Source organism: Staphylococcus schleiferi, from assembly GCF_025558325.1.
Classification (GTDB): Bacteria; Bacillota; Bacilli; order Staphylococcales; family Staphylococcaceae; genus Staphylococcus; species Staphylococcus schleiferi.
The window spans coordinates 1,452,784-1,477,385 of sequence record NZ_CP094712.1; the positions used below are offsets into that span (position 1 = coordinate 1,452,784).

Annotated in this window: 20 protein-coding genes and 1 pseudogene; 5 read left to right on the forward strand and 16 right to left on the reverse strand. The window is 35.2% G+C overall.

The window, feature by feature from the left end; all coding sequences use genetic code 11:
* Positions 1-19: 19 nt before the first annotated feature.
* Positions 20-1,432: a 6-phospho-beta-galactosidase gene (gene lacG, locus MUA40_RS06870; protein ID WP_167733043.1), complete on the forward strand. Its 1,413-nt coding sequence runs from the start codon at positions 20-22 to the stop codon at positions 1,430-1,432.
* Between the two features lie 540 nt (positions 1,433-1,972).
* Here lacG and MUA40_RS06875 read toward each other — a convergent pair.
* From MUA40_RS06875 to pepF, 5 genes and pseudogenes are all read right to left on the reverse strand, one after another.
* Positions 1,973-2,641: pseudogene (locus MUA40_RS06875) on the reverse strand (tagatose 1,6-diphosphate aldolase); the annotation flags it as partial.
* 216 nt (positions 2,642-2,857) lie between these two features.
* Entirely contained in the window at positions 2,858-3,373 is a 516-nt protein-coding gene (gene lacB / locus MUA40_RS06880) for a galactose-6-phosphate isomerase subunit LacB (protein WP_016425037.1), read from the reverse strand.
* Between the two features lie 18 nt (positions 3,374-3,391).
* The gene (locus MUA40_RS06885) at positions 3,392-3,823 is read right to left on the reverse strand and encodes an RpiB/LacA/LacB family sugar-phosphate isomerase (protein ID WP_167732852.1); all 432 of its coding nucleotides are present in this window, start codon (positions 3,821-3,823) and stop codon (positions 3,392-3,394) included.
* Between the two features lie 310 nt (positions 3,824-4,133).
* The gene (locus MUA40_RS06890; protein WP_016425035.1) at positions 4,134-4,895 is read right to left on the reverse strand and encodes a DeoR/GlpR family DNA-binding transcription regulator; all 762 of its coding nucleotides are present in this window, start codon (positions 4,893-4,895) and stop codon (positions 4,134-4,136) included.
* 58 nt (positions 4,896-4,953) lie between these two features.
* Positions 4,954-6,777, reverse strand: coding sequence for an oligoendopeptidase F (pepF, locus tag MUA40_RS06895; protein WP_262569289.1), 1,824 nt, complete (start codon positions 6,775-6,777; stop codon positions 4,954-4,956).
* Between the two features lie 171 nt (positions 6,778-6,948).
* Here pepF and MUA40_RS06900 point away from each other — a divergent pair, with 171 nt between their 5' ends.
* The gene (locus MUA40_RS06900; protein WP_016425032.1) at positions 6,949-7,275 is read left to right on the forward strand and encodes a hypothetical protein; all 327 of its coding nucleotides are present in this window, start codon (positions 6,949-6,951) and stop codon (positions 7,273-7,275) included.
* 709 nt (positions 7,276-7,984) lie between these two features.
* On the opposite strand, the gene MUA40_RS06905 is transcribed toward MUA40_RS06900, so the two are convergent.
* From MUA40_RS06905 to MUA40_RS06915, 3 genes are all read right to left on the reverse strand, one after another.
* Entirely contained in the window at positions 7,985-9,247 is a 1,263-nt protein-coding gene (locus MUA40_RS06905; RefSeq protein ID WP_262569291.1) for an aminoacyltransferase, read from the reverse strand.
* 30 nt (positions 9,248-9,277) lie between these two features.
* Entirely contained in the window at positions 9,278-10,543 is a 1,266-nt protein-coding gene (locus MUA40_RS06910) for an aminoacyltransferase (RefSeq protein WP_016425030.1), read from the reverse strand.
* 212 nt (positions 10,544-10,755) lie between these two features.
* Positions 10,756-11,790: a M42 family metallopeptidase gene (locus MUA40_RS06915; protein WP_016425029.1), complete on the reverse strand. Its 1,035-nt coding sequence runs from the start codon at positions 11,788-11,790 to the stop codon at positions 10,756-10,758.
* Positions 11,791-11,931: 141 nt separating this feature from the next.
* Here MUA40_RS06915 and MUA40_RS06920 point away from each other — a divergent pair, with 141 nt between their 5' ends.
* Positions 11,932-13,023 carry a prephenate dehydrogenase gene (locus MUA40_RS06920; protein WP_126496118.1) on the forward strand — a complete coding sequence of 364 codons (1,092 nt, stop codon included), beginning with the start codon at positions 11,932-11,934 and terminating at the stop codon, positions 13,021-13,023.
* Between the two features lie 146 nt (positions 13,024-13,169).
* On the opposite strand, the gene MUA40_RS06925 is transcribed toward MUA40_RS06920, so the two are convergent.
* From MUA40_RS06925 to MUA40_RS06935, 3 genes are all read right to left on the reverse strand, one after another.
* The gene (locus tag MUA40_RS06925; RefSeq protein WP_126496119.1) at positions 13,170-13,271 is read right to left on the reverse strand and encodes a type I toxin-antitoxin system Fst family toxin; all 102 of its coding nucleotides are present in this window, start codon (positions 13,269-13,271) and stop codon (positions 13,170-13,172) included.
* Between the two features lie 142 nt (positions 13,272-13,413).
* Positions 13,414-14,676 (reverse strand): Y-family DNA polymerase, encoded by a 1,263-nt coding sequence (locus tag MUA40_RS06930; protein WP_016425027.1) that lies wholly within the window; start codon positions 14,674-14,676, stop codon positions 13,414-13,416.
* Positions 14,677-14,844: 168 nt separating this feature from the next.
* The gene (locus MUA40_RS06935) at positions 14,845-15,252 is read right to left on the reverse strand and encodes a sporulation protein (protein WP_016425026.1); all 408 of its coding nucleotides are present in this window, start codon (positions 15,250-15,252) and stop codon (positions 14,845-14,847) included.
* A 110-nt stretch (positions 15,253-15,362) separates the two neighbouring features.
* Here MUA40_RS06935 and MUA40_RS06940 point away from each other — a divergent pair, with 110 nt between their 5' ends.
* Entirely contained in the window at positions 15,363-15,548 is a 186-nt protein-coding gene (locus tag MUA40_RS06940; protein WP_016425025.1) for a 2-hydroxymuconate tautomerase, read from the forward strand.
* Between the two features lie 47 nt (positions 15,549-15,595).
* Here MUA40_RS06940 and MUA40_RS06945 read toward each other — a convergent pair whose 3' ends face one another.
* Positions 15,596-16,567 carry an LCP family protein gene (locus MUA40_RS06945; protein WP_126496120.1) on the reverse strand — a complete coding sequence of 324 codons (972 nt, stop codon included), beginning with the start codon at positions 16,565-16,567 and terminating at the stop codon, positions 15,596-15,598.
* A gap of 135 nt (positions 16,568-16,702) precedes the next feature.
* Between MUA40_RS06945 and msrA the strand changes: the two genes are divergently transcribed.
* On the forward strand, positions 16,703-17,221 hold the full coding sequence (msrA, locus tag MUA40_RS06950) for a peptide-methionine (S)-S-oxide reductase MsrA (protein ID WP_016425023.1): 519 nt from the start codon (positions 16,703-16,705) through the stop codon (positions 17,219-17,221).
* Positions 17,222-17,350: 129 nt separating this feature from the next.
* Here the strand turns inward: msrA and mprF are convergent, their stop codons facing one another.
* From mprF to glcT, 4 genes are all read right to left on the reverse strand, one after another.
* Positions 17,351-19,873: a bifunctional lysylphosphatidylglycerol flippase/synthetase MprF gene (gene mprF, locus MUA40_RS06955; protein WP_016425022.1), complete on the reverse strand. Its 2,523-nt coding sequence runs from the start codon at positions 19,871-19,873 to the stop codon at positions 17,351-17,353.
* A gap of 85 nt (positions 19,874-19,958) precedes the next feature.
* Positions 19,959-21,164 (reverse strand): AI-2E family transporter, encoded by a 1,206-nt coding sequence (locus MUA40_RS06960; RefSeq protein WP_016425021.1) that lies wholly within the window; start codon positions 21,162-21,164, stop codon positions 19,959-19,961.
* 419 nt (positions 21,165-21,583) lie between these two features.
* Positions 21,584-23,620, reverse strand: coding sequence for a glucose-specific PTS transporter subunit IIBC (ptsG, locus tag MUA40_RS06965; protein ID WP_167732850.1), 2,037 nt, complete (start codon positions 23,618-23,620; stop codon positions 21,584-21,586).
* 130 nt (positions 23,621-23,750) lie between these two features.
* Complete coding sequence (gene glcT / locus MUA40_RS06970) at positions 23,751-24,602, reverse strand: glucose PTS transporter transcription antiterminator GlcT (RefSeq protein WP_126496121.1); 852 nt, start codon at positions 24,600-24,602, stop codon at positions 23,751-23,753.

Sequence of the window (24,602 nt, forward strand, 5' to 3'; positions counted from 1 at the left end):
ACATAAAGGAGCGATTTAAATGATAGCATTACCTAAAACTTTTATCTTAGGTGCCGCAACAGCATCATATCAAGTTGAAGGTGCAAGCAAAGAAGATGGGAAAGGTCGCGTTTTATGGGATGCGTTTTTAGAAAAAGAGGGGCGATTTAGTCCTGATCCAGCGAGTGATTTTTATCGCCGTTATGAAGAAGACATCCGTTTAGCTCATGAACATGGTATTACAGCGCTGCGTATTTCAATTGCATGGTCACGCATATTTCCAAATGGAAGTGGCGAGCCGAATGTGAAAGGGGTTGAATACTATCGCAAAGTATTTGAAACATGTCTTCGATACGATATAGAGCCTTACGTTACTTTGCATCATTTTGATACGCCTGAAACATTGTTTTTACAAGGAGACTGGCTCAATAAAAATCAAATTTCAGCATTTGAGGATTATGCCGCTTTTGTTTTTGAAGCATATCATGACATTGTTAAACATTGGATAACGATAAATGAACCTATTGCCTATGCACAAGGACAGTATCTTTCTGGTGCGTTTCCACCAGGTGAAAAGTATGAGCGTCTAAAATGTGTCCAATCTCAACACAATCAACTCGTTGCACATAGTCGTGTTGTCAATTTGTTTAAAGAAAAAGGCTATCAAGGTGAAATTGGTCTCGTACATGCATTAACACAATTTTATAGTATTGATCAACAACCTCAAAATATTGAAGCAACACGTAAACATGATATTTTCATGAATGGGTTCATGTTAGACGCAACATTTTTAGGCTATTATACGGACGAAAAACTCACAACAATAAAAACGATATTAGCAGATGAATTTGAGCAATTAGATATTCGAAAAGAGGAGTTGGATACCCTTAAAATTGCAGCACCGCAACTTGATTTTATTGGAATAAATTATTATCAAAGTAATTGGATTCAATACCATCAGGATGAAAGCTATATTTTTCATAATGGAACAGGTGATAAGGGGACTTCTGTGTATCGCATCGCAGGCATTGGTGAAGTTGTCAAAAATGATAAAATTCCAACGACCGACTGGGATTGGTATATTTATCCAGAAGGCCTTTACGATATGATTCAACGGATTCAAAATGATTATCCAAACTATAAGAAAATGCTCGTAACAGAAAATGGACTTGGTTACAAAGATCAGTGGATTGACGAAGAAACACCGATAAACGATCAAGTACGTATTGACTATATAGCAACTCATCTAGAAGCAATTAGTAAAGCGATCAAAGAGGGTGCACGTGTCGACGGTTATTTTGTATGGTCACTACAAGATATGTTTAGTTGGTCAAATGGTTATAATAAACGGTATGGACTATTCTATATTGATTTTGAAACGCAAAAAAGATATGTCAAAAAAAGTGCATTATGGTACCGTGAATTAGCAAAAACGATTGCCCAACAATCTTAACATACGTAAATAGGAAATGAGCCTGAGACAAAATTGTCTCAATAATCGATGAAATCCGAGGTTTTCGTAAAAAACGAAAAATCTCGGATTTTTTCCTTTTATCATCAGTTTAGCCGCACTAGATGCGACTAATTTCCTTAGGCACCTCGTTAATTTAGTTTTTGTTGTGATGAATTAAATTATACGAAAGTGCCTTATTTTTTTAAGTATAATGGTGAATGATTACATATATAAGCGAAGTATTTATAGCGAGACTCCTGAGGGAACAGGACGAGCCGAAGACTACAGGCTGAGGCTGTCCCCTCGGAAAGCGAGCCTATATAATACGAAGCATGATAATAAAAAGGAAGCTCGAAGACGATTTTTATCAAAATCATCTTCGAGCTATTTATTTTGGTATTTATGTCCCAGGCTCATATTATAATGATTGAATAGGTGTGGCTGTCTTCTCTAATACTTTGTTTAAGGCTTCTATATTTTTAACCCCTTCGTTTGTAAGCCACGATTGCGCTTGGCTCATGTTTTCATTACGGTACAGTTGTGTTGCGCTGCCTCAGATTGTGTATAAACGACTTCTTTTTCACTAAATCCTTCAACAAATGACATGTTAACAGGAATTTCTACTTTTAAAACATCAACTTGAAAACGTGGTTGACTGTATATTTCCATCGCTTGATTAACTTTATGCGGCTTTAATTTTGCGTATTCAATACTTTGGTTGTCTTCAATAGTCGCATCATAAGTCAATATTTCTAAGAAGAAAGGTATATCTTCAGAATGACACTCTGCGCCCACACGTTCAACAAATGCTTCCTTTTTAATATTTATGTCTTCTGATTCATCTACGTCAACATAAATAAGTAACTTAATAGCATTTGCGCCAGCCTCTTTTAAACGCTTAACAGACCAATTATCAAGTAAATCTGGAAGTCGACCTGGTTCGGTTTTATCATAGCCTGTTTTTTCATAAGCTAACATTAAACCACACAATGGCTCTCTGCAAGCAGCAGCTGGAAGGCCATATTCAGGATCTAATAAAATGCTAGATGCATAAGGTGTCAAAGATTCAGAAACGATAACTTTAAATTGTTCGATAGCTTTATCTGAAATATCATTTCCTAACATTCGCTTTAATGCACCACGTTGATCAATCGCCAATGCTGCAATAAAGCCTTTATCATTCACTAAATGAGATAAGTCTTTTACCATTTTATTTGCCTGCGGATAAAAACATATACAAATCTTCTCAAATTGATTATTGTATAGTGATGCTCGTTTATTTCGCAGGTACCTCCTAATCATTACACGCGCACCTAGTGATATTATTTTACTTTTTCAACTTAAATGTCATAGTAGTCAATAGCGTATCTCCACATCCCCAGAGATATCATTTAGTAACTGTGCTTATTTTAAGTACTATAATCTTTAATCTTGGTAAGCCCCTTGATTCCATTTTTCTAAATACAAATCAAACATATCGTCAGTGTAATGAACATCTTCTGACTCTAATACATGATCAATTTGCCGAATCAATGCTTCGTTTTCATCTGTGTGCTTATATTCAGTGTTAATAAATGTTTCGACAATATTTTTGATTAAGTCAATCCCCGTCACTGCACCTCCAACTGCAATAAGGTTGCAGTTATATTGTTGCTTTGCAATTCGTGCACTTGTAGTATCACGCACAAGAGCTACACGTGCACCAGGTGTTTTATTCGCAGAAACACTAATGCCAACACCCGTTCCACATAAAACAACACCTAAATCTGCTTCTTGTTTAACGACACTTTCTGCCGTCAATTTTCCAAAAATAGGGTAGTGCGTGCGGTGCTTATCGTATGTACCAAAGTCAATAACTTCATGCCCTAAATCTTTTAAATGTTCAGAAATCCTCATTTTTACATCTGTAACAATGTGATCACAGCCAATCGCTATTTTCATAATTTTCCCTCCCAGTTTTTAACACATATGATTGAGCATATCGATTCTAATTTGATGACGACCTGCATCGTAATCAGCTTTAAAAAAGGCGTCTGCACAATTTTGCGCAAGTGTTGCACCTATAATTTCTGAACCTAAAACGATGATGTTCGTATTATTATGACGTCTTGTCATTTTAGAAGATTGCTCATCGGATACACTGGCACAAATAATGTGTTTATATTTGTTCGCAATGATAAATGGGGCAATGCCATAGTCATCAACGATAATCGCTTTACTTTCTAAATCACTCTGAATCTTCATAACAGTCTGTTGGGTTACTTTGAAAACATCGTCTCCATCTTCTGAACTTGTTAAATCCACGACGTCATGACCTTTAGCTACCAAAAAAGAAAGCAATTTTTCTTTTAATGCTTGTCCTTTTGTTGTCGCATTGAGGTACAATTTCATATCTCTCACTCCTTTAAAATGTTCGATAAAGTATAGTTATGTTCTTAAATGTTTGTTTATAGTTATATTATACACAACAAAGTAATTTTTACAAACTTAATTGTGCAATACCGTTATATTTTAAACAGAGGGATGATTTTAAAATTATTGTGTGATAAAAATGCGATGGAGTAGGGGTTAATCATTGTTTTTATCAAAATGATGAAGAAAATAGGTGTTCAAAAGAAAAAAAGAGTATAAGAGAAATTATTTGGTTTTCTCTTATACTCCAGTTCGAGTTAACGTAATGTTTGCATACAGCCACTTTTTATCAAATAAAAAACATAGGATTTTGTTCGATTTTTGCAACATCATCTGTGATGACAGCTGTAACTTGATTCAGTGTAGCGAATGTAAATAACGCTTTGACATCGAATTTTGTTCGATCTGCATTAATATAAACTTGCTCAGCAGTTTCAATAACAACTTGATGGCAGGCACCTTCAGCTTCATTTGCTGTCGTTATTTCTTGGTTTACGATCCCATTTGCGCCGATGAATGCCTTTGTAATTTCAAATTGACGAATCATATTTTCAGCATATTGGCCTACAAAAGTACCTGTTTTTTCTCGATATCGACCACCAACTAAGTACGTATCAATATGTGCCAAGCCTTTATACTGCATAAATATATCCATAGAGTTCGTTACAATCGTCAATCTTTTCTCTTTTATATAATCAAAAATGGCTTCGTTCGTGGTGCCTGAACCAATAAATACAACTTCCTCATTATCATCAACAACATCATGGATAAGTGTACTACACTTTTGTGCGATGATTTTTTTAGCTGCTGTATTCATTGCTTTCTTATCTTGTCTTGATTGTTCTTTATAAATCGTTGGGTTAGGGGAGGATAAAGCTTTAGCGCCACCATGTATACGTTGCAAATAACCTTGTGACTCAAGTTCTTTTAAATCACGACGTATCGTCATTTCGGCTACATTTAAATCTTTCGACAAATCTAACACACGTGCGATTCTTTTTTGTTCGATTTGATCAAGTATATACTGATGACGTTCATCTTTCAATTTCATCTCTATATCCTCCGCATTTCTTTAAACATTCTTCTTAAAGTTTATTTTTAACATTCATTTACTTTTCGCTATCAGTCCCAGCCTCAATTTCATTCGTTAATGCTTCTAATTCATCAACTAATTGACCGATATATTGTATTGTTTCTTTAAGTGGTTGATCCGTCGTAATATCGATACCAGCAATCTTCGCAATCTCTGTTGGAGAAACACTACCACCGGCTTTTAAGGCAGTTAACCAATCTTCTACAGCAGGTTGACCTTCATTTTTAATACGTTGTGCCATAATTGTTCCGATAGTTAAACCAGCTGAATAAGTGTATGAGTAAAGTCCCATATAATAGTGAGGTTGACGCATCCAAGTTAACTCAGCACCTGGTGTATACGTTACTACATCTCCCCAGAATGCTTTAATCACATCTAATTTAATTTCATTTAGCGCAGGGGCATTCAATGATTCACCTTTATCAACACGTTGATAGACTTCTCGTTGATAAGCTGCCTCAAGTAAATGCGTGACCATATTATGATAATATGTGCGTGCTAAAATAGAGCCGATTGCCCAACGTTTAAAACGTGGATTATGACTATTTTTGAATAAGTAATTTAGCATTAACATTTCGTTCATTGTTGATGGTGCTTCAACAAAATACATAGATGCTTCAGATTGTAAGTAATTTTGATGCGCTTGTGCAAATGTAAAATGGCCTGCATGACCTAATTCATGAGCTAGCACAAATGCCTCTGTCATTTTACCTGTCCACGAAATAAAAATATAACTATGTGACGCATAAGGGCTCGCACAATAAGCACCCGTTTGTTTACCTTTATTTTGTGGAAAATCTATCCATCTTTCATCATAGGCTTGATTTAACATTTTAACATAATCAGCACCTAAGACATCCAGTGCACCAAAAATATATTTTTTAGATTCTTCAATTGTAATTTCAGGCTCATATGTAGGATCAACCGAAATCTTTAAGTCTTCAAATCGAAGCTCGTCTAATTTATTTGTTCTTTGAATGATTTTCGCATATTTACGCATAATAGGGGCTAAATCAGACATAACCGTATCAATTTGGCGATGATACATCTCTAAAGTAACATCTTGTTCTTCGAGTAGGTACTCAATGACTGAATCGTAACCCCTCAAATCAGCTTCTAATTTTTCTCTTTGGACTTGAGCATTGTATACTGCAGCCGTTGTATGTTCATATTTTTTAATCGTGTCACTAAAATGACGGAAGCTCTTACGACGTAAATCCGTGTCTTCATGATCTTCATAGTAGCCTTCAAACGTCGTATAGTCCATATCATATTGCTGACCATTCACTTCGAAACTTCCGAAATCAATATCAAGCATTTTTGTGATGCCATAGATTTCACTTGCTGATGAAAACGCGGGTGCCATACTCGCCAAAGCTTCTTCTGCTTTGGCATGTAATTGATGCGGTTGTCTTTTTTGCAATTGCTTTAAATAATAACCATAAGGCAACTCATTAATTGCAGTATCCATCGTTTCTTTGTCTAAAGATAGCAACTCAGATTCAACAAAAGACAGTTGGCTTAAAATCTTACCATAATTCGTTGAAAATAGGGCGCTTAACCGTTGTCGTTCTGCGTCTGTAGTATCGACACTCAGCAATAGTTCTGCATAATTCCCTGCGCGATCTAATTCTATTAAGATTTGAGAAAAGGCTTCTAATCCTTTTTTAATGGTATCTAATTGGTTCAATTGCCCTTCATATTGCGCTTTAAAGCCTTGGGCATCTTGATATAATGCGTGAATCGCTTTTTCGTAAGCCGCTGAATCAGCGTATAAATCACTTAAATCCCAAGTTTCAGCTGTAGGAACTTCCGTTCTATGTGGTAATTTTTGAGACATATGTCATCATTCCTCCTTTAAATATGTATGTAACCATATTATAACGTTTTTATATGCATAAACGCATGTCAAAAGATATTGATAACTTAATTTGACTTTTAAAACTGATAAAGTACAGTAATTTTAGTATAATGAAATCTAAATCAAAGCAATTGAAGGAGACTAACCCATATGACGATACTAGAAATGCCGAACTATTTGTGGGTGACTTTACTCATTATGGTCGTCCTCACGTTATTTTGTACTTTAGTGCTCAATAAGTGGTTTTCTACAGCAATAACCATGTTTGTCGTGCTTGGTGTATTGGCATTTATCATACCCAATTTTTATGACATTACGTATGAACCGTTATTAGGATATGCAGCATTTGTCGCAATTCTAAGTTTAATCATTAGCGCATTGTTATGGTATTTTACACGCAATTGGCGAAAACAGCGTCAGCTTAGAAAATTTGAAAAAGAACGTGCACGCTTCGAAAAAAATCATTATCCAAAGTAATCGCAATATCCTTAAGCAAGTTGATATCAATCATCAACGGTTTAGGGATATTTTTTATTTTATGTATAAGGAAAAGGGCTCAATCCCTTTTTTATACATAACTTCCTATAATATATATTATGTAAACTAAAAAGTGATTTTTGAAATACATTGGTCTTTCTATACATATCTATAATGATTTACGTATTTACATATTAAATACATCATTTACCAACGCTTATTATGATTTAACCGTTAGTATTATGTTATGACGTTTATTATTTGCAGCTGATTGGTTTATATATCATTTAAAGATCTATGCAACACATGAATTTGCTATGGCTACATGGTATATATAAATTCACGCTTAGATAATGCGACAAATTTGAAGCTAAAGCCATCCATAGTGCTATAACCATGTTCAATAGCGATATTTAAATACCGTTAAAAGCTTATAAATGTATGATACATCAGCACAATCACTGATTTACAATAATAATACATAATAACATCTAAAAACCTATTGCTAAAGGCTTCAAATTTGCTCCATATGTAACGATTTAGATTCATACAGTGTTTAAGCGCACTCTAAAATGAAAGCGCTGTCAAAAGTCCTTATATGCTTGTTTTAAAATTTATATCACTTATTAGGTTTACATAACATAAATATGGTTAATTCTATTTTTTATAAAAAAATTCGCGCTTTTTAGCTCAAAGCGCGAATCAATTGTTATTGTTTTTTAATTTTTGTACGTACTTTATTCAATGTATTGAAGACAAAGTATTTTACTTTATGGATAGGTTTATAAAAGTCACCAATAAGTTCTTCAATTTGCACATTGAATCCTCTTTTAAAGCGATATACACCATAATCTTCACTGTTTTCGGTAAAATCACCGGACAAACCGTAAAAATTGTAACGCTCATAACCTTGTTCAAAGCAATAGTTAATCATAAACCAATGCATCGCATATGGTCCCATAAATTGGTTGTATTTCTCACTTGAGCCGCCCGAAAAATAATTGATTTCATAAGCATTTGCAAAATATACACCCGAAGCAAGATGAAGGATTGCACCATCTGTTTGACGTAATTCGCTAGCTCTTAACAATTCTTTTTGGTCATGATCAATTTGCGTATCTAACTCTGCAATTTTCTTGATTTGTTTGTCTGTTTTATTCTCTTTAGACATCATTTGATCACGTCTTGATTCTTTATCATTCAAGCTCTCTTGTAATGTCGTTATATACTCATCAAGATCAATATATGCTAACGGAATCAACACTTTATGGCCATAATGATTAATAAAGTTTTTGAAATAGTCGTCTGTTTTTGACACAAAGCCTGCACGTTCTTCAGTCTCTCTATAAAGCTCTAAAAAGAGATCGATTTCATCTTTTTCTAAAAATCTAACTTTCACACCAAAATTGTTCGCTTTATTGATATTTCTTTTACGCTGACTATCGAACGATTTTTTTAATGTCTGTGGCGTTTGATGTTTTAAATCGAGTACGCCCATCCATCTCACTTGACTCGATGTGTCATATGTAGTTGTAAAGCCATGATGACGGTAACCGTGCGATTTGAAAAGTTGTACTAATTTATCATTACGCTCTCGATTCGGAAACGGTTGGATATCTTTATCATATATTTGATAAATCCAATATGGATCTATTTTGACATAAAGGCATTTATTTTTCGTTAAATATTGTTCTAATTCTTTTAAATAGAAGTCTACTAATCCTAAATCACTATAATCCATGACCGGGCCACGATTTGAGTAATAAACATAACTGCCTGCTGTAGGAATTTTTGAAAATAAGCTGGCTGCAAGGATTTGATTGTTGTCATCTTTCACACCAAGCAACACAACTTGAAATCCGTCCGCTTCTCTTGTTGCAATATTTTCTTTTACTTGAAAATAGTGGCTTTCTAAAACAGGATTTTGAACAAATTGGTCGTATTCTTCAACTGTTAACTCTGTAAATTTCATACCAATAAATCCCCTTCTCTTTGCTATATCTTATCTTTTTATCTTGTCTTTTAATTGCTTTAATTTTAAGTAGACTGTATAGGCAGGTTTGTTTATAGGCTTAATAAAATCACCGACATATTCTATTACTTCTGCATTATAGCCTTTTTTAAATTTTATCACACCTGCATCTTCTGCATCTTCTGAAAAATCACCACTAATGCCATAAAAGTTATATCTTGGAATTTGATAATCAATCGCATAATTAATCATTTCCCATTGCACTGCGTAGCTTCCAGCAAAATGACGAAATTCGTTTGCTGTGCCGCCTGCATAATAAACAACCTCAAATGGATTAATAATAAAGAATCCAGCCGAAATCGGTAATGTGTCACCGTGTTTAAGTTGCAATGTTTCTGCTTCTTTTATTTTAGCTTGATTCGCTTCTAGTTGTTGCTCTAAATTTTTCTTTTTATTTATGGCTTTCTGATTTTCAGGACGCTTGTTGATGTCTTTATCTGCTTTTGCAATTTCTTTTTTAAAGTCTTGCGCTTCAGTGTTGAGCTCTGCTAAATATGCATTAAAATCAATATACGCTAGTGGTACGCGGACACGATCTTTATAGTATTTCATACGATGATAATAAAAATCGTCATCTCTATCTACAAAATCTTTTGTTTCAGATGTATCTTCCATAAACGAACGGAAAATATGTAATTCATCTTCGTTTAGATAGCGGACTTTCACACCATTTTTCTGTACTTTTTTCGTATTTCTTTTCCTTAAATTATCCATTTGATTTAAGATGTCTTTTGATGTTTTATTTTCAACATCGAGCACAGAATGAAAACGAATTTGCCTTATTGTATCAAACCCAGTTGTGAAACCTTCATGTTCAAAGTTTAATTCAGCCATTTTATCAAAAAACCAGTCACTGCCGTATCTTTCAATCACTTCACCATCATGGTTTCGCTTTAACATTGGTAAATAAGGGTCTACTCTCAAATACAATGCGTGATATTTCTTAACATATTTTGAAAGTTCATTAAAAAAGAAATGAACGAGCTCTTTATTTTCGTAGTCCATGACTGGTCCGCGGTTTGAATAAAAATATTTAAAAAACTTCATTACTGGCACTGCTGTCAGTAAACATGCTGCTAGTACGTTATTGTTGTTATCTTTAATGCCGACAAGATGTGTTTCAACACCTTCAGCAACCTTTAATTCATAGTTCCCTACCATTTGCGTGAAATGGCTATATGGCATTTGATCTGTAAACGCACCAAATTCAGCCGTCGTTAAATTTGTAAACTTCATTTTAATACTCCTATTTCTCTTTATATCTTCCAAGCATTTTTAATTTGTTCTGCTTTTCCTCTTATGGCATACCTAGAAAAAGCAACAGTGAAGTTTTAAATCCCCAGATTGTTTAAACTCTATCACCGTTGCGATTACGCCATATTCACCCTTTTATTCTTTCTACATTTTAACTTATTCCCTTCAAATTCGCCAATATGACGGTATTAAATTTAAACTAATTCTGAAAAACAGTATGCTTCTAAAAGGGCTTGAGCTGCTTTAATTGAATCTATATGTGTCCGTTCCAATGCATGTGAAGACTCAATTCCTGCCCCAAACAAACCGTGTTTGACATCTGCACCTGCACTTAAAGCGGCAGAAGCATCAGAACCATAATATGGATAAATATCTACTTGATATGGAATGTGGCGTTCACGACATAAAGACACCAGATGATGACGCAATTTTTTGTGGTAAGGGCCTGAAGCATCTTTTGCGCATATTGACACAGTGTATTCGTCTGAGGATTGACCATCACCTAATGCGCCCATATCAAAAGCGATAAATTCTTTGACTTTTGGATCAATATTTGAGTTCGCACCGTAACCAATTTCTTCATTATTAGAAATATAAAACTGAATTGTATAAGGGAGCCGCTTCGATTGTTCTTGATACCATTCCAAAAATTCAATAATGACTGCTACACTGACTTTGTCGTCTAAATGACGTGACTTTACAAATCCTGAAGCCGTAACTTCTGTTCGAGGATCAAAACTGACAAAATCACCGACTTCAATACCTAAAGCACGTGTTTCCGCTTCAGATGTCACCTTTTCATCTATTCTCACTTCCATATTAGTCTCATCACGCACAATTTCATGATTGTTACGATAAACATGTGGCGTCGTCTCATGGATTAAAATTGTACCTCGGTATGTTTGTCCTGTTGCCGTTTCAATCGTACAATATTCGCCTTCAATTGCATTATAACGAAAGCCACCAATAAGAGCTAAACGTAAACGACCATCTTTTAATATCTCTTTAACCATTGCGCCAAGTGTATCTACATGAGCTGTGATACACTTTTTCTTCTCATCGTTGTCGCCCTTAACTTCTATTAGTAATCCGCCTTTATTAGTAATATGTGTCGTGTAGCCACTCAATTCCACACGCTTTTTAACATAATCGATGGCACGCTCAGCACTTCCCGACGGACTATTGATGGCTGTTAATTCAGTTAATGTATCAATGACACGTTCATTCATACTCTTCATCCCCTTCTTCTTTTTATTCTATTGTAACGATGATACGCTAAAATCTCACGTATTCTTATCTCACTCTTGCAATTAAACGCGTTAAAATGATAAACTAGCCATTATTTATTATAAACTCAAGGGGGGACTTTGATGACTCACATCTTTTTTGTTGGTCTCGGTTTAATCGGTGGAAGTTTAGCCAGTAATATAAAGTATTTTCATCCAAACGTAACCATTACCGCTTTTGATGCAAATCCCGACCAACTCGAACGTGCACAGTCTATAGGTATTATTGACCATGCCTCTTCAGATTATGAAACGACACTTAAGCAAGCAGACATCGTGATTTTTGCGACACCCGTTCAAACGACAGTTAAATATTTAAAAGCGTTGCCCCATCTTGAAACACAACCCGGTTTAATTGTCACTGATACTGGAAGTACGAAAGCAACGATTCAAGCATTTGAGTCGACTTTATTAGCTGCTCAAATCCACTTAGTCGGTGGGCATCCGATGGCGGGAAGTCATAAATCAGGCGTACTCAATGCAAAAAAGCATCTATTTGAAAATGCTTATTATATTCTCGTTCATAACCTTGCAGAAAATAATGATGCACGTCAGCAAATTCAGCAATTACTCGAACCTACGCGTGCCCACTTTATCCATTTAACTGCTGAAGAACACGATCGTATCATGAGTGTCGTAAGTCATGTCCCTCATTTCATGGCCTCTAGTCTTGTTCATCTTAATGCTTTTTTCGCTTCTGAGTCTTCTTTAATTCAAGACTTTGCGGCTGGAGGTTTTCGCGATATTACACGTGTAGCAAGTAGTAACCCCGAAATGTGGCGAGATATTTCAATTGAGAACAAGGCCCATATCATTTCGACACTTAAACATTTACAGCGTCAGCTTTCGAATACCATTCATTTGCTTGAAACCGAACAGCAAGACGCCCTATATGATTTTTTTAATGATGCAAAATCTTATCGCGATGCCTTGCCAATTCGTCAAAAAGGAGCAATGGAGAGTACTTTTGATTTATATGTAGATATCCCAGACCAACCGGGCATGATTTCAAAAATTACAGATATATTGAGCACGCATTATATTTCTATAAGAAACTTGAGGATTTTAGAGGTTCGTGAAGACATTTACGGTGCTTTACGTATTAGTTTTAAACGTCCGGAAGATCGAGATGCAGCACGTATTGCATTAAAAGACTTTGATACTTACTTAAGCTAACAGACAGGAAATATCAACGCATTTTGCATTTCCTTCCTGACTCGTGTTATAATAACTTCAACAAGAACTTCGTGCATGATATGCACCAATCCCCTCGCTATCGGAAGTAGCGAGGGGATTTTTTCGGCGCTAGCTTATCATATCGCCTATTTTTTCTTATTGCTGCGTACACGTAGCCAATGTGCAAATAACGCAACAATACAACCACTGACAACCGTGGTTGTGATGTGAACAAGAACTTCGGTCATTCATATGCACCTCCTCTCTGCGTCATCATTGACGCCTGAGAGATAGGCGACTTTTTTATTATACCACCTTCATTTTTACAATCCTAGCTTACTTCTTATCCACCGTAAAATAACAATAAATACGGGTATCTCAATCATACAGTTACATTTTATGTCCCGCCATTAAGCCTAATCTTCCATACTTTGTTCCCGCTTCAGTATAGGATATCGCTTTTGAAACGATCCCTTTGCCATATTTCTCTTGTAATTGATCGATCGTTTTCGCCAACTTTTCTTGACGTAACCTTTGAAATTCATCCGTAAATAAATCTAACTGTCTTTCACTTTCAGGTGACATTTTCGTCAACGACACACTCAAGGTCCGATATAATTCATTTGGGTCACAATACGTTTCAGCCAAACGCGCAACAACGTTATAAATATCTTGCTCTAAGTTGGTACCGACTTGTAACGTATACTGTTTAGAGATACCGCCTCCATCTTTGTAACCAAACGAAAAATGAATCGTCTTTGCGAGTTGTTCACGTTCTCGCAAGCGCCGTGCCACATCTTCAATGAGCTCTTGCATAACGACCTTTGCTTCTTGAAATGTATAATCACGCATCAAAATTTGGCTTTTACAAATAGAAGGGTTCATAATTTGATACGTTTCATTGATACGACTTTGATCAATCCCATTCGCATGTAAATGAAGGTCCACACCTATAATCCCAAAGTCTCTTTTTAAGTAAACGTACGGATACTGTGCTAATTGTCCAATTTTAAAGATCCCGCGTGCATTCAACTTTTTCTCCGTTCGTTTACTAATCCCCCAAAAAGAAGTCAAAGGAGAAATCTCCCATACTTTATCTGGCACATCTTCATAACGCCATTCGGCAATATAGCGCGGATTATTTTTAGCTTCATTATCCAGTGCGAGCTTACTGAGTAACATGTTAGAACCGACACCAATCGCACATTGCACTTTAGTTTCTTCATATATTTCTTTAATTAAACGCTCACAAAAAGAATGTAAAGTCGTATTAAAACGATAGTAACTCTTCGTCACATCCATAAAAAACTCATCAATACTGTACTGATGAAAATCTTCTGGTGGCACATAACGTAACGCGATTTTAGAAATCTTTAGTGATATATCTAAATACTTACGCATACTTGGATTAATAATATAAATATCGTTGCGATGCGGAATTTCAAATAGACGTGAACCTGTTTGAATACCTAACTTTTTAAGGGGTTGCGTTGCTGCAAGCACAACCGATCCCTGTCTTTTCGTATCTGCAACTACTGCTAACTTTGTCGTTAAAGGATCTAATCCTTTTTCAATACACGACACACTCGCAAAAAAACTTTTTTGGTCTATACACAAAATATCCCTGTTTTCTAATAAATGATAATCATACATCTCCATTCACCCTCACCTATCTGAAGTTATATTTCTATCATACACGAACATATGTTCTTAAATCAACACAAACAGTACATACGTTCTAATAAAATCATAAAAAAAGCGATGTCGCGCCTTTCATCAGCGGCAACATCGCTCAATTGAATCCTCACTGCTTATGAATGATTAACGTCGGTAAGGAATGACAGCTTCCATCTCTTCATCCAAACCGTGCCCAATATAAACATGAGTATGTAAATAAATATGGCTTTTAAGTGATTTAAACGTTAACGACTCCGGTTTAAAACTAAAGTCTATTTTTTTATCTTCACCTACATCGATAGTAAATGCTTCATCAATCACAAAGCGGTCTAGTTCGTGCGTTAAATATGAAAAGTCACTCGTTTCATCATCATTCGGATATTTTTCAATCATCGTCAATACAATATGTGTCACTTTTTGATCACTCTGACCTGCTTTGAGATGTACACAACCAGAAATTGTATCCGAAAGATCATATTCTCGCTGATTTAAACGAATAAATACTTTCATACCGTTGATGCCTAAAGATGTTAATACATTATCGAAACCCATAAAAACCCTCCATGTCTCTTGTTGTTAATCTTATCATAGCCAAAAATGATTCAATCGCGCAACCGATATCAAAAATGCTATAATGAAATAAAAATTGAGGAGGTCTTATCATGCCTATTGTTACAGTTAAATTATTAGAAGGTCGCACAGATGAACAGCTTAAAAATTTAGTAACTGAAGTGACAGATGCCGTAGAAAGAACAACAAATGCAAAGCGAGAAGCGATTTCTGTTATCATTGAAGAAATGAAAAAAGAACACTTCGGCGTTGCTGGTGTACGTAAATCAGACCAATAATACTAAAACCCCCTGTTTGATTGAAAACAGGGGGTTTTAACATCATTTTAATCATTCAAAAATGCTTGAATTCGCTTTTTATTTTCAGCTTTATCTATACCTAAAGCAGAGCCACCATCATTCGTCGTAATATTTTCGTAGCTTCCTTTAACAGGAACACTTAACGTCTTAATATCTTTATCACCACGGACAATAAAACTGAAGCCTGTTTGATAGATTGCTGAATCTGGCATGTTCGTACCGACATAACCCCGCATAATGCCCGCTAATTTAGGCGCCTTCATAATAGATGAAGGTTGTACGAGTTGTTGTTTCAATGCCGACATCACTTGTTGTTGACGACGTACACGTCCAAAATCCCCTTCCGGATCATTACGAAAACGTGCATAACCTAGTAACTCTTTCCCGTTTAGGCGATGATAGCCTTTTTTCAATGATACACCAATTTTGGCAGACATATCTTTTTCAACGTGAATAGGCACGCCTTTAGGCTCAAGTTCGTCAATCATCGCTTCAAAACCATTAAAGTCTAGTGTTGCATAGTACTCTGGCTCAATACCTAAGTTTGACTTTAACGTCTTGCGCAATAGTTCAGGTCCACCTAATGAATAAGCCGCATTAATTTTATAGCTGTTATAGCCTGGAATATCCGCATAAATGTCACGCATAATAGACACGATCTTCATATCTTTTTTAATATAGTCATATTGTGCAACCATAATCGAATCGGTACGAGACACACCGCCGTCTTCACGGTCCGCACCTAAAATTAATACAGTGGCTTTCCCATCATTTTTAATTGCACCATTAAATTTATGTATTTTCGGCGCTTGATTATGTTTTTTAGCCACTTCAAGACCTGACTTATAACTAGAAACACAATACATCACAAAGGCAAAAAGCAGAATGATAAACGCCAAGATAAACAAAGGCCATTTAGGTATCTTTCTCTTTTTCTTACGCTTTAAAGTTTTCTCAGAAGCATTCGAGGTACTACGGTTTAAATTGTTTTCATTCATCTTATCAACCTTATATCTTCAAAATTATGTATCTATGTACTATAATAAATACATATTAACGTTATATAAATTTATTTTAAAAATCAAGTGAAAACCATAAAATCATACCAAGTTCTTATATGGAAGGGTGTTTAAATGAATATCAATACAGCATATTTTGCAGGTGGTTGCTTTTGGTGTATGACCAAGCCATTTGACCAAAACGAGGGCATTGAGCAAGTCACATCAGGTTATATGGGAGGCCACGTTGATCAACCGACGTATCAACAAGTGAAAACAGGAGAAACAGGTCACTATGAAACAGTCAAAATCGAGTATGATGTCGCACTCTTTTCATACCAAAAGCTGTTAGAAATCTTTTTCTCAGTGATTGATCCGACTGATGACGGTGGACAATTCCAAGATAGAGGTTCGCAGTATCGCACTGCTATTTTTTATACAAACGAAGACCAAAAAGAAGTCGCTGAAGCTTATATTGCTTCACTCGAAGGCACTTTTGACCACGATAAAGCAGTCGCCACTAAAGTTCTTCCAGCTTCTGAATTTTATGAAGCTGAAGCATACCATCAAGATTTCTATAAAAAAGACCCTGAACGTTTTGAACAACAAGAAAGAGAACGTGAAGCTTACGCGCAATCTCATCAAATTAAGTAAACATAAGCATACCATTGCTGATTTGAATAAAGGATTTTTATATCGGACTTATCACATATTGGTTTTAAACTACAGAAACACCGACAAAGTACTTATGACTTTGTCGGCGTTTTTATTTTTCTATTACAATTATTTTTTTCGACGAATCACTCTTGTCACTTTAATGAGACTCTCCCAGACACTTTGGCCTCGATGATACACTAAATAGCGTGACTCCCAATCTGGATTGAACTTGCTTTTATATTGACGTAAACCTTGGAAACTATACAAACCATTAAAGTGTTCATAAAAGCGACCTGCAAATTTCTCTCTAATATGACCATAAGGCACTTGTCCAACATTGGATAATGTCGCCATCCCCATATTAAAACGTGAATAGCCTTCTGATTGGGCCCATAAAATCATATTTAAATATAACGCGTCCATGAAAGGTAAGCCTAATGATTTATCCCAACGAATCAAATCGACGGAAATGGTATCTGCACCTTCAACAGGCATTAATGTACAAAAGGCATCAATACGACCTTCTTCATTTCTCAACACCCCAACTGGCGCTGCGTTAATATAGGCAGGCGTGAATCGACCTACTGAAAAGTAAAACTCTGATTGCTGACCTAGCCACTCTCGACTAATTTGATGCAATCGATCATACGTTTTCTCGTCTAACGGCGTCTCTAAAATTTCAAATTGATAACCTAATGATTCAAATTTATTCAACGTCGCTCTAAAACCACGTCGTTTTTTACCTGCAACTGTAAAGTCTGTCGCGTTGATTAACGCCTCTTCACCCAATTTGAAGAATTGGTTACCAAAGTCATGATAAAGCGTCAAATAATCTTCAGACACTTGATAAAAAATGACATCTCTACCTAAATATGTGGCATACTCATAAAACTCCGTCAGCAACGAACGGAAATCTGATTCTAAACCTACAGGATCACCTAAAATGATATAGGCACTTCGGTCATAACGATACATAACGAAAGCCGTTTGTTGTTCATTAACAAATACGAGCTTATCGCCACTATATAATAAATGGCTTAATAAATGCCCGCCATATTGTTTCAAAATTTGACTGGCCACTTCTTTATCATGATGTTCTCGAGGGCGACGATAATTCCATTCGAAAAGATAAATAATGACCACAACAATTAATGTCATACCAATGACAGACAACCAAAAAGTTGAACGTAATAAGAAAAAGTCAATTTTAGGCGGTTGTACTTCAATTAAGTATAAAAATTGCTTCACTAATAGCTGATTGAAATAAAGGACAATCGCACTAATGACTAAAATAATCGTTAATTTTTGGATACGAAGTGGTCGTTTAAGTACACGTGCTTTACGATAAGCAAAGATCAGTGCTGCAAGTATTAAAGCGATAACGAGTAATAATAACGTCGCGCCATATACATAAAAATTAGATAATAATAAGATAACGAGCGCTACAATCGCAAACAATATCGATCGTTTACTCCTAGCGATAATCCCACGTAAATTCAGCAGTAAAATCAAACTTGCACTGACATTTAAAATATACAATAGAATAAACAATGTATGATGCTTCGTATTTAAAGCATCGAATATAATGGAGAAATTACTAAAGAATAAAATCGAACTCATCATTAATACTAGAATACTCAACGCAAGTGATGGTATTAACGCAACAAAGTCTTTTTGGAAAGACATTAAAAAACCTGAAACCTCTTTTGCGGGTAAAAAGTATTTTGATTCAGAAACATATTTTTTCGCAAGTGAACCGAATTCAAAAACGGTTAACACAAGTGCTATTAATAATGGGAAGAAGTAATAGGCAAAACGATATAAAAGTAACCCTAATACCACTTTTTCTTCGGCAATCCCTAAATGTTGTAGACCTAACAGAACTATTAAATCAAATGCACCGAAACCACCCGGTATAAATGAAATAAGCCCTGAAATCGCCGCAACAATAAAGACACTGAGAATCACTGGATAAGAGACATGCACACCTACAAGTTGGAATGCACAGAACAGAACGATACTCGCTAATAACCACTCTGAACTAGACACGAGTGTAAAGATAGACCCTAACCAACGCGCCGTCCGATCAATAGGCCAAATCCATGAAATAATAATAAATACAGGTAATAAAAAAGCGATAACGTATAAAAAGACTGTAAACCAAATCGATGTGCGGTATAAAAAGCTAACATCTAACACATGTGTCACGATTAATAGTGACAAGAAACTTAAACCTGTCAGCATCGACGTCAACATATAGGAGACAAATTGAACAAGCTTTTTGCGCTCATTTGTATAACTCCCATAAAACCACATACGAACACTAGCGCCAATAAAACCACCGAATCCGATAATATTATTAAACGCATTGATAATATAACCGACGCGCAACGCTTTAAAAGGAGAAAGATCTAATTTAAAACGACCGGTTAAAATCACGTCATAAAGTGATAATAAAATGACGGAACTTCCCCCTAATAAGAAGAGAATAATCATTTCCATTGGACTAATATGATTGAATAATAGGAAGACTTTCTTAAAATCAATAGCCGCAAGTTCTTTGACTAAAATCACTGTAATCGTTGTGATTAAAAAAATGATAAATGCAATTTTTAGATATTTAAGCAAGTGATGTTTTTGTTTTATCATGCAAACTGTTCCTTTCTCTATGTGTGAATCCATGTCTTAGAAAAAGAGATTGAGACACTTTATGATTGCTCAATCTCTCCATCTTTTATTGTTCTTTATTATATTCTTCCTCAGGCATCTCGTATCCACCTGCATCATCAGCGTAATATTTATTATAACGACGCTTGAATAATAGGAAGATGTGAGAAACTAAAACTTTGATAATCGCATAGGTTGGAATACCTAAAATAACCCCTACAATCCCTAAGAGATTACCTGCAGATAAAAGGACAAAGATAATCGTTAACGGATGAATTTTAAGTGTTTTCCCCATAATATTTGGCGAAATAAAATGACCTTCTATAAATTGAACTGCAGTCCAGACGACAATCAATTTTACCAACATAAATGGAGAGGTAATAATAGAAATAATAATCGCTGGTGAAATCGCAATCGTTGGTCCTAAATAAGGCACAACACTCGTTACTGCGGCTATACTTGCCAAAATCAAAGCATAATCTAAGCCGATAATGGAGTAACCGATAAATAATAAAATCCCTATACAGAAAGAGACAATAATTTGTCCTTGAATGTAAGACCCAACTTGTTCACTCATTTTATCTAATAAATCATGTACATCTTTGCGAAACTTTGGAGGAACAATTCTGTTAGAAAATTCTTTAAAACGATGCCCATCTTTTAACATAAAAAATAGAACAAAAGGAACTGTCACAATAACAACTGTGATATTCACAACAGTTTCAGCAAAAACACGTATTTTTGAACTTAAGCCATCAGCTAAACTAGGCACCTTTTCTTGTAAACCATGTAGTGTTTTTTCAATTTGCGAATAATAATCAGACAAAAATGGTATATGCATCATATTGTCCGCAAAGGAACTGAGTTTATTAATATAATTTGGAAAGTTATGCATTAAGCGTTCAAATTGAATTGTAACAAGTGGAATTAATAAATTTACAACAATCGTTATAATTCCAGCAATACCTAAAAATAAAATCGTAATGCCCCAGACCCGATTAATATTATAACGCTCCATTAAATTAATAATCGGATTAAACAAATAGTACAGAATGAGCGCAACAATAATCGGTGCTGCAATAGTATTAAATATAATAATGAAAGGTTGAAAAATATAAGACACACGATCAAATATAAAAATAACAACCCCTATTAAAATAAAAACAAGCAATGCAAATATTAAGTCTTTACCACCGAAAAATTTCATAAAGCGACTCTCACGTATGTTTAGATTTCGATGTTCTAATTGTTCTTTTTGTTGCTGTTCGGTCATAGATTTCACCAAGCCTTTTAGAAATTAGTTATAGTTTATCGCTTTTCCATAAAAATTTAAACTTAAATCTATAATAACAAACAAACATACGAATTTGTCGCAAAGATGAATATACAAGTCTTTAAATTTATTTCTATCTAAACGATGAACCTCATACGCTTCATTATACCATTAATATTACCAACGCTCTTCAGACTATAAACCGAAAATTTCAAATAATAAAGCATGATTTTCTGTTGAACGATGTTTTCCTTAGAAAATGAAATCACACGAATAATATAAAAAAGCTCTAAGATGATTATAATCAAATACCATCTTAGAGCGATTTCTATTAAGATTAAAGCTTAACCATAATTGTCAATACATCGGTTAATGTCATCAAGTCAAATGCATCTTGACCTTCATTCCAAACTTATCTGTTAAATTTCAAAAATTTTATCACCATGCTGAACAGTTTGCACATCTGTATAATCAAGATGTTTAATTTCAGATTGCGTTACAATAATTGGCGTAATATCGCTTTTCGCTGATTTTCTAATTAATTCTAAATCAACGGTCATTAAATGATCGCCTGCTTTAATTTCTTGCCCTTCTTCAACATGAACAGTAAAGCCTTCACCATTTAACTTCACCGTATCTAGACCAACATGGATAAGCAATTCTAAACCATTGTCTGAAACCAGACCTAGTGCATGCTTAGTTGGGAATACGAGTTGAATTTTGCCATCAAATGGTGCATAAATTTCACCTTCACTTGGACGAATTGCCATACCTTCACCCATCATTTTTTCACTAAAGACTTGGTCAGGTACTTCTGAAAGTGGCACAATTTCACCACTCATTGGTGCGGATACAAGACCAGAATGTGTCACTTCAAGATCTGATTGTGAACCATCAACAATAACTGTTTCATCATTATCATCAAGTGTCACAGGATCTCTAACCACTTTACCATCCATAATTTGTTGCATTTCATGTTTGATTTGGTCTGATTTTGGACCAAATATCGCTTGCATATTATTACCGACTTCAAGTACACCTGATGCACCTAAATCTTTCAAACGTGCGACGTCTACTTTAGATTTATCATTCACCTCTACACGTAGTCTTGTGATACATGCATCTAAATGCTTAATGTTGTCTTTATCACCCATCGCTTCTAAAACTTCATATGGTAAATCACTTGTCGATGTTGTCGTTGCTTTTGTTTGTTTATCTTCACGTCCAGGTGTTTTGTAATTGAACTTGACGATAAGGAAGCGGAACACAAAGTAGTAAATCACCGCATACACTAAGCCGACTGGTATAACAAGCCACCATTTCGTTTGGTTTGGTAAAATACCTAATAATAAGAAATCGATAAATCCACCAGAGAATGTATAACCTAAATGTAAGTCAAGTAAGTATAAAATTAAAAAGCTGAAACCATCTAATACAGCATGAATAAAGAATAATAATGGTGCCACAAATAAGAATGAAAATTCAAGTGGCTCTGTAATACCTGTTAAAAATGATGTTAAAGCAGCAGAACCCATTAAACCTGCTACAACTTTTTTATTTTCCGGTTTAGCCGTATGATAAATTGCTAACGCAGCTGCCGGTAAACCAAACATCATAACTGGGAACTCACCTTGCATAAATTTACCTGCTGTTAAGTTCGCACCTTCACGGATTTGCTCAATAAAGATACGTTGGTCCCCACGGAAAATTTGTCCTGCACCGTTTGTATATGAACCAAATTCAAACCAGAATGGTGCATGGAAAATGTGGTGTAGACCAAATGGTATTAATAGACGTTTAATAAATCCAAATAAGAATACAGCTAAACCTGTATTTGAGTCGAGTAAACCTTCACTAAAAGCATTTAAACCGTTTTGAATAATAGGCCAAATCAATGCCATCGGAAATGCTAATAAAAATGATGTTGTCGCCATCACAATAGGTACAAAACGTTTACCTGCAAAGAAACCTAAGTACGAAGGTAACGAAATATTATAAAACTTGTTGTAACACCAAGCCGCAAGCGCACCAATGATGATACCACCAAATACCCCTGTTTGTAGCGTTGGAATACCAAGTACACTTGCATAACCTTTTGCTGTGTCGCTAACATTATCAGGTGTAACACCTAAAAATTCACCCATCGTTTTGTTTAAAATAATAAAACCTACAAATGCGGCAATGGCAGCTACACCATCTCCACCTGCTAAACCAATGGCCACACCCATCGCAAAAATGATAGGCAAGTTATCAAAGATAATACTTCCCGCCGCAGCCATCATTTCAGCTACATTTTGAACACCATGGTTTTGAATAAAAGGTAAATACGATTGTAACTGATCACCTTGTAATGCTGCACCAAATGCAAGAAGTAGCCCTGCAGCTGGCAAAATCGCAACCGGTAACATTAATGCTTTACCAATACGTTGCAATTGTCCAAACAATTTCTTTCTCACTACATAAACCTCCCTATATTTATGACACATCACACTTCACACGACATAAAAAAAGGGCATGAGTCAACGACATGTGAAAACTGTTCACAATGTTTTAAACTCATGCCTAATCTAACTTAGTAACACGTTTTTATGCTTGTTTTTTAGATGCGAGCGACAGCTGATGGATATGCATCGTTAAATATGCCACTTCAGCTTCATATACGCGAACATCAATTTGTGATTGAATCATTTTAACTATTTTAACAGCTATATTGTAACATAATGGGTATTGTGTCTTCAATAGATTTTCAAAATTCAATTCAATGGTTGTGCCTTCACCTTTTTTCAATCGTTGCAATAAGAAATGGATATGTCTTACAAAACGTTGATATGGAATAGATGACTCTGGAATTTCAATCCCCATATCATGTTCAATCATTCGAATAGCATTATTAATTAATTTCGGAACGGTTTGCATTTCTCCAAATTCAACATCATTGATCTGCGAAGCGATATGAAGTGCAATAAAGCCGACTTCATCTTCCGGAAAATCAATGTTGAGTTGCAAGTTAATTCGCGTCACCACTTTTTTCGCAATTTGATAAGCTTCTGGATAGCTATATTTTGTCTCACTTAAAAATGGATTAGTAATTAATTGCCCGTTTTCCATACGCTTTAATGCAAAAATCAAATGATCTGTTAACGAAACGACAAAAGATTCTTCATGACTCAAATCGAAATGCGACATAATCATTTGAACAGAATCAATGACAACACGCAACACCCGTTCATCAGTGTGCGCAATTAACATTTTATAATGATCTTGCTCCGATTTGCTTTCTAATTTGAAAACTTTCTCAATCGTTTCTGGATCTCGAATTGTCATGCCCGGTTTTTTATTAAACCCTAATCCTTTTCCGATGATAATCACTTCAGATTGTTGATGTTGGCAAATAAGTACATTATTATTGAGGACTTTTTTAATTGTATACTGATTCAC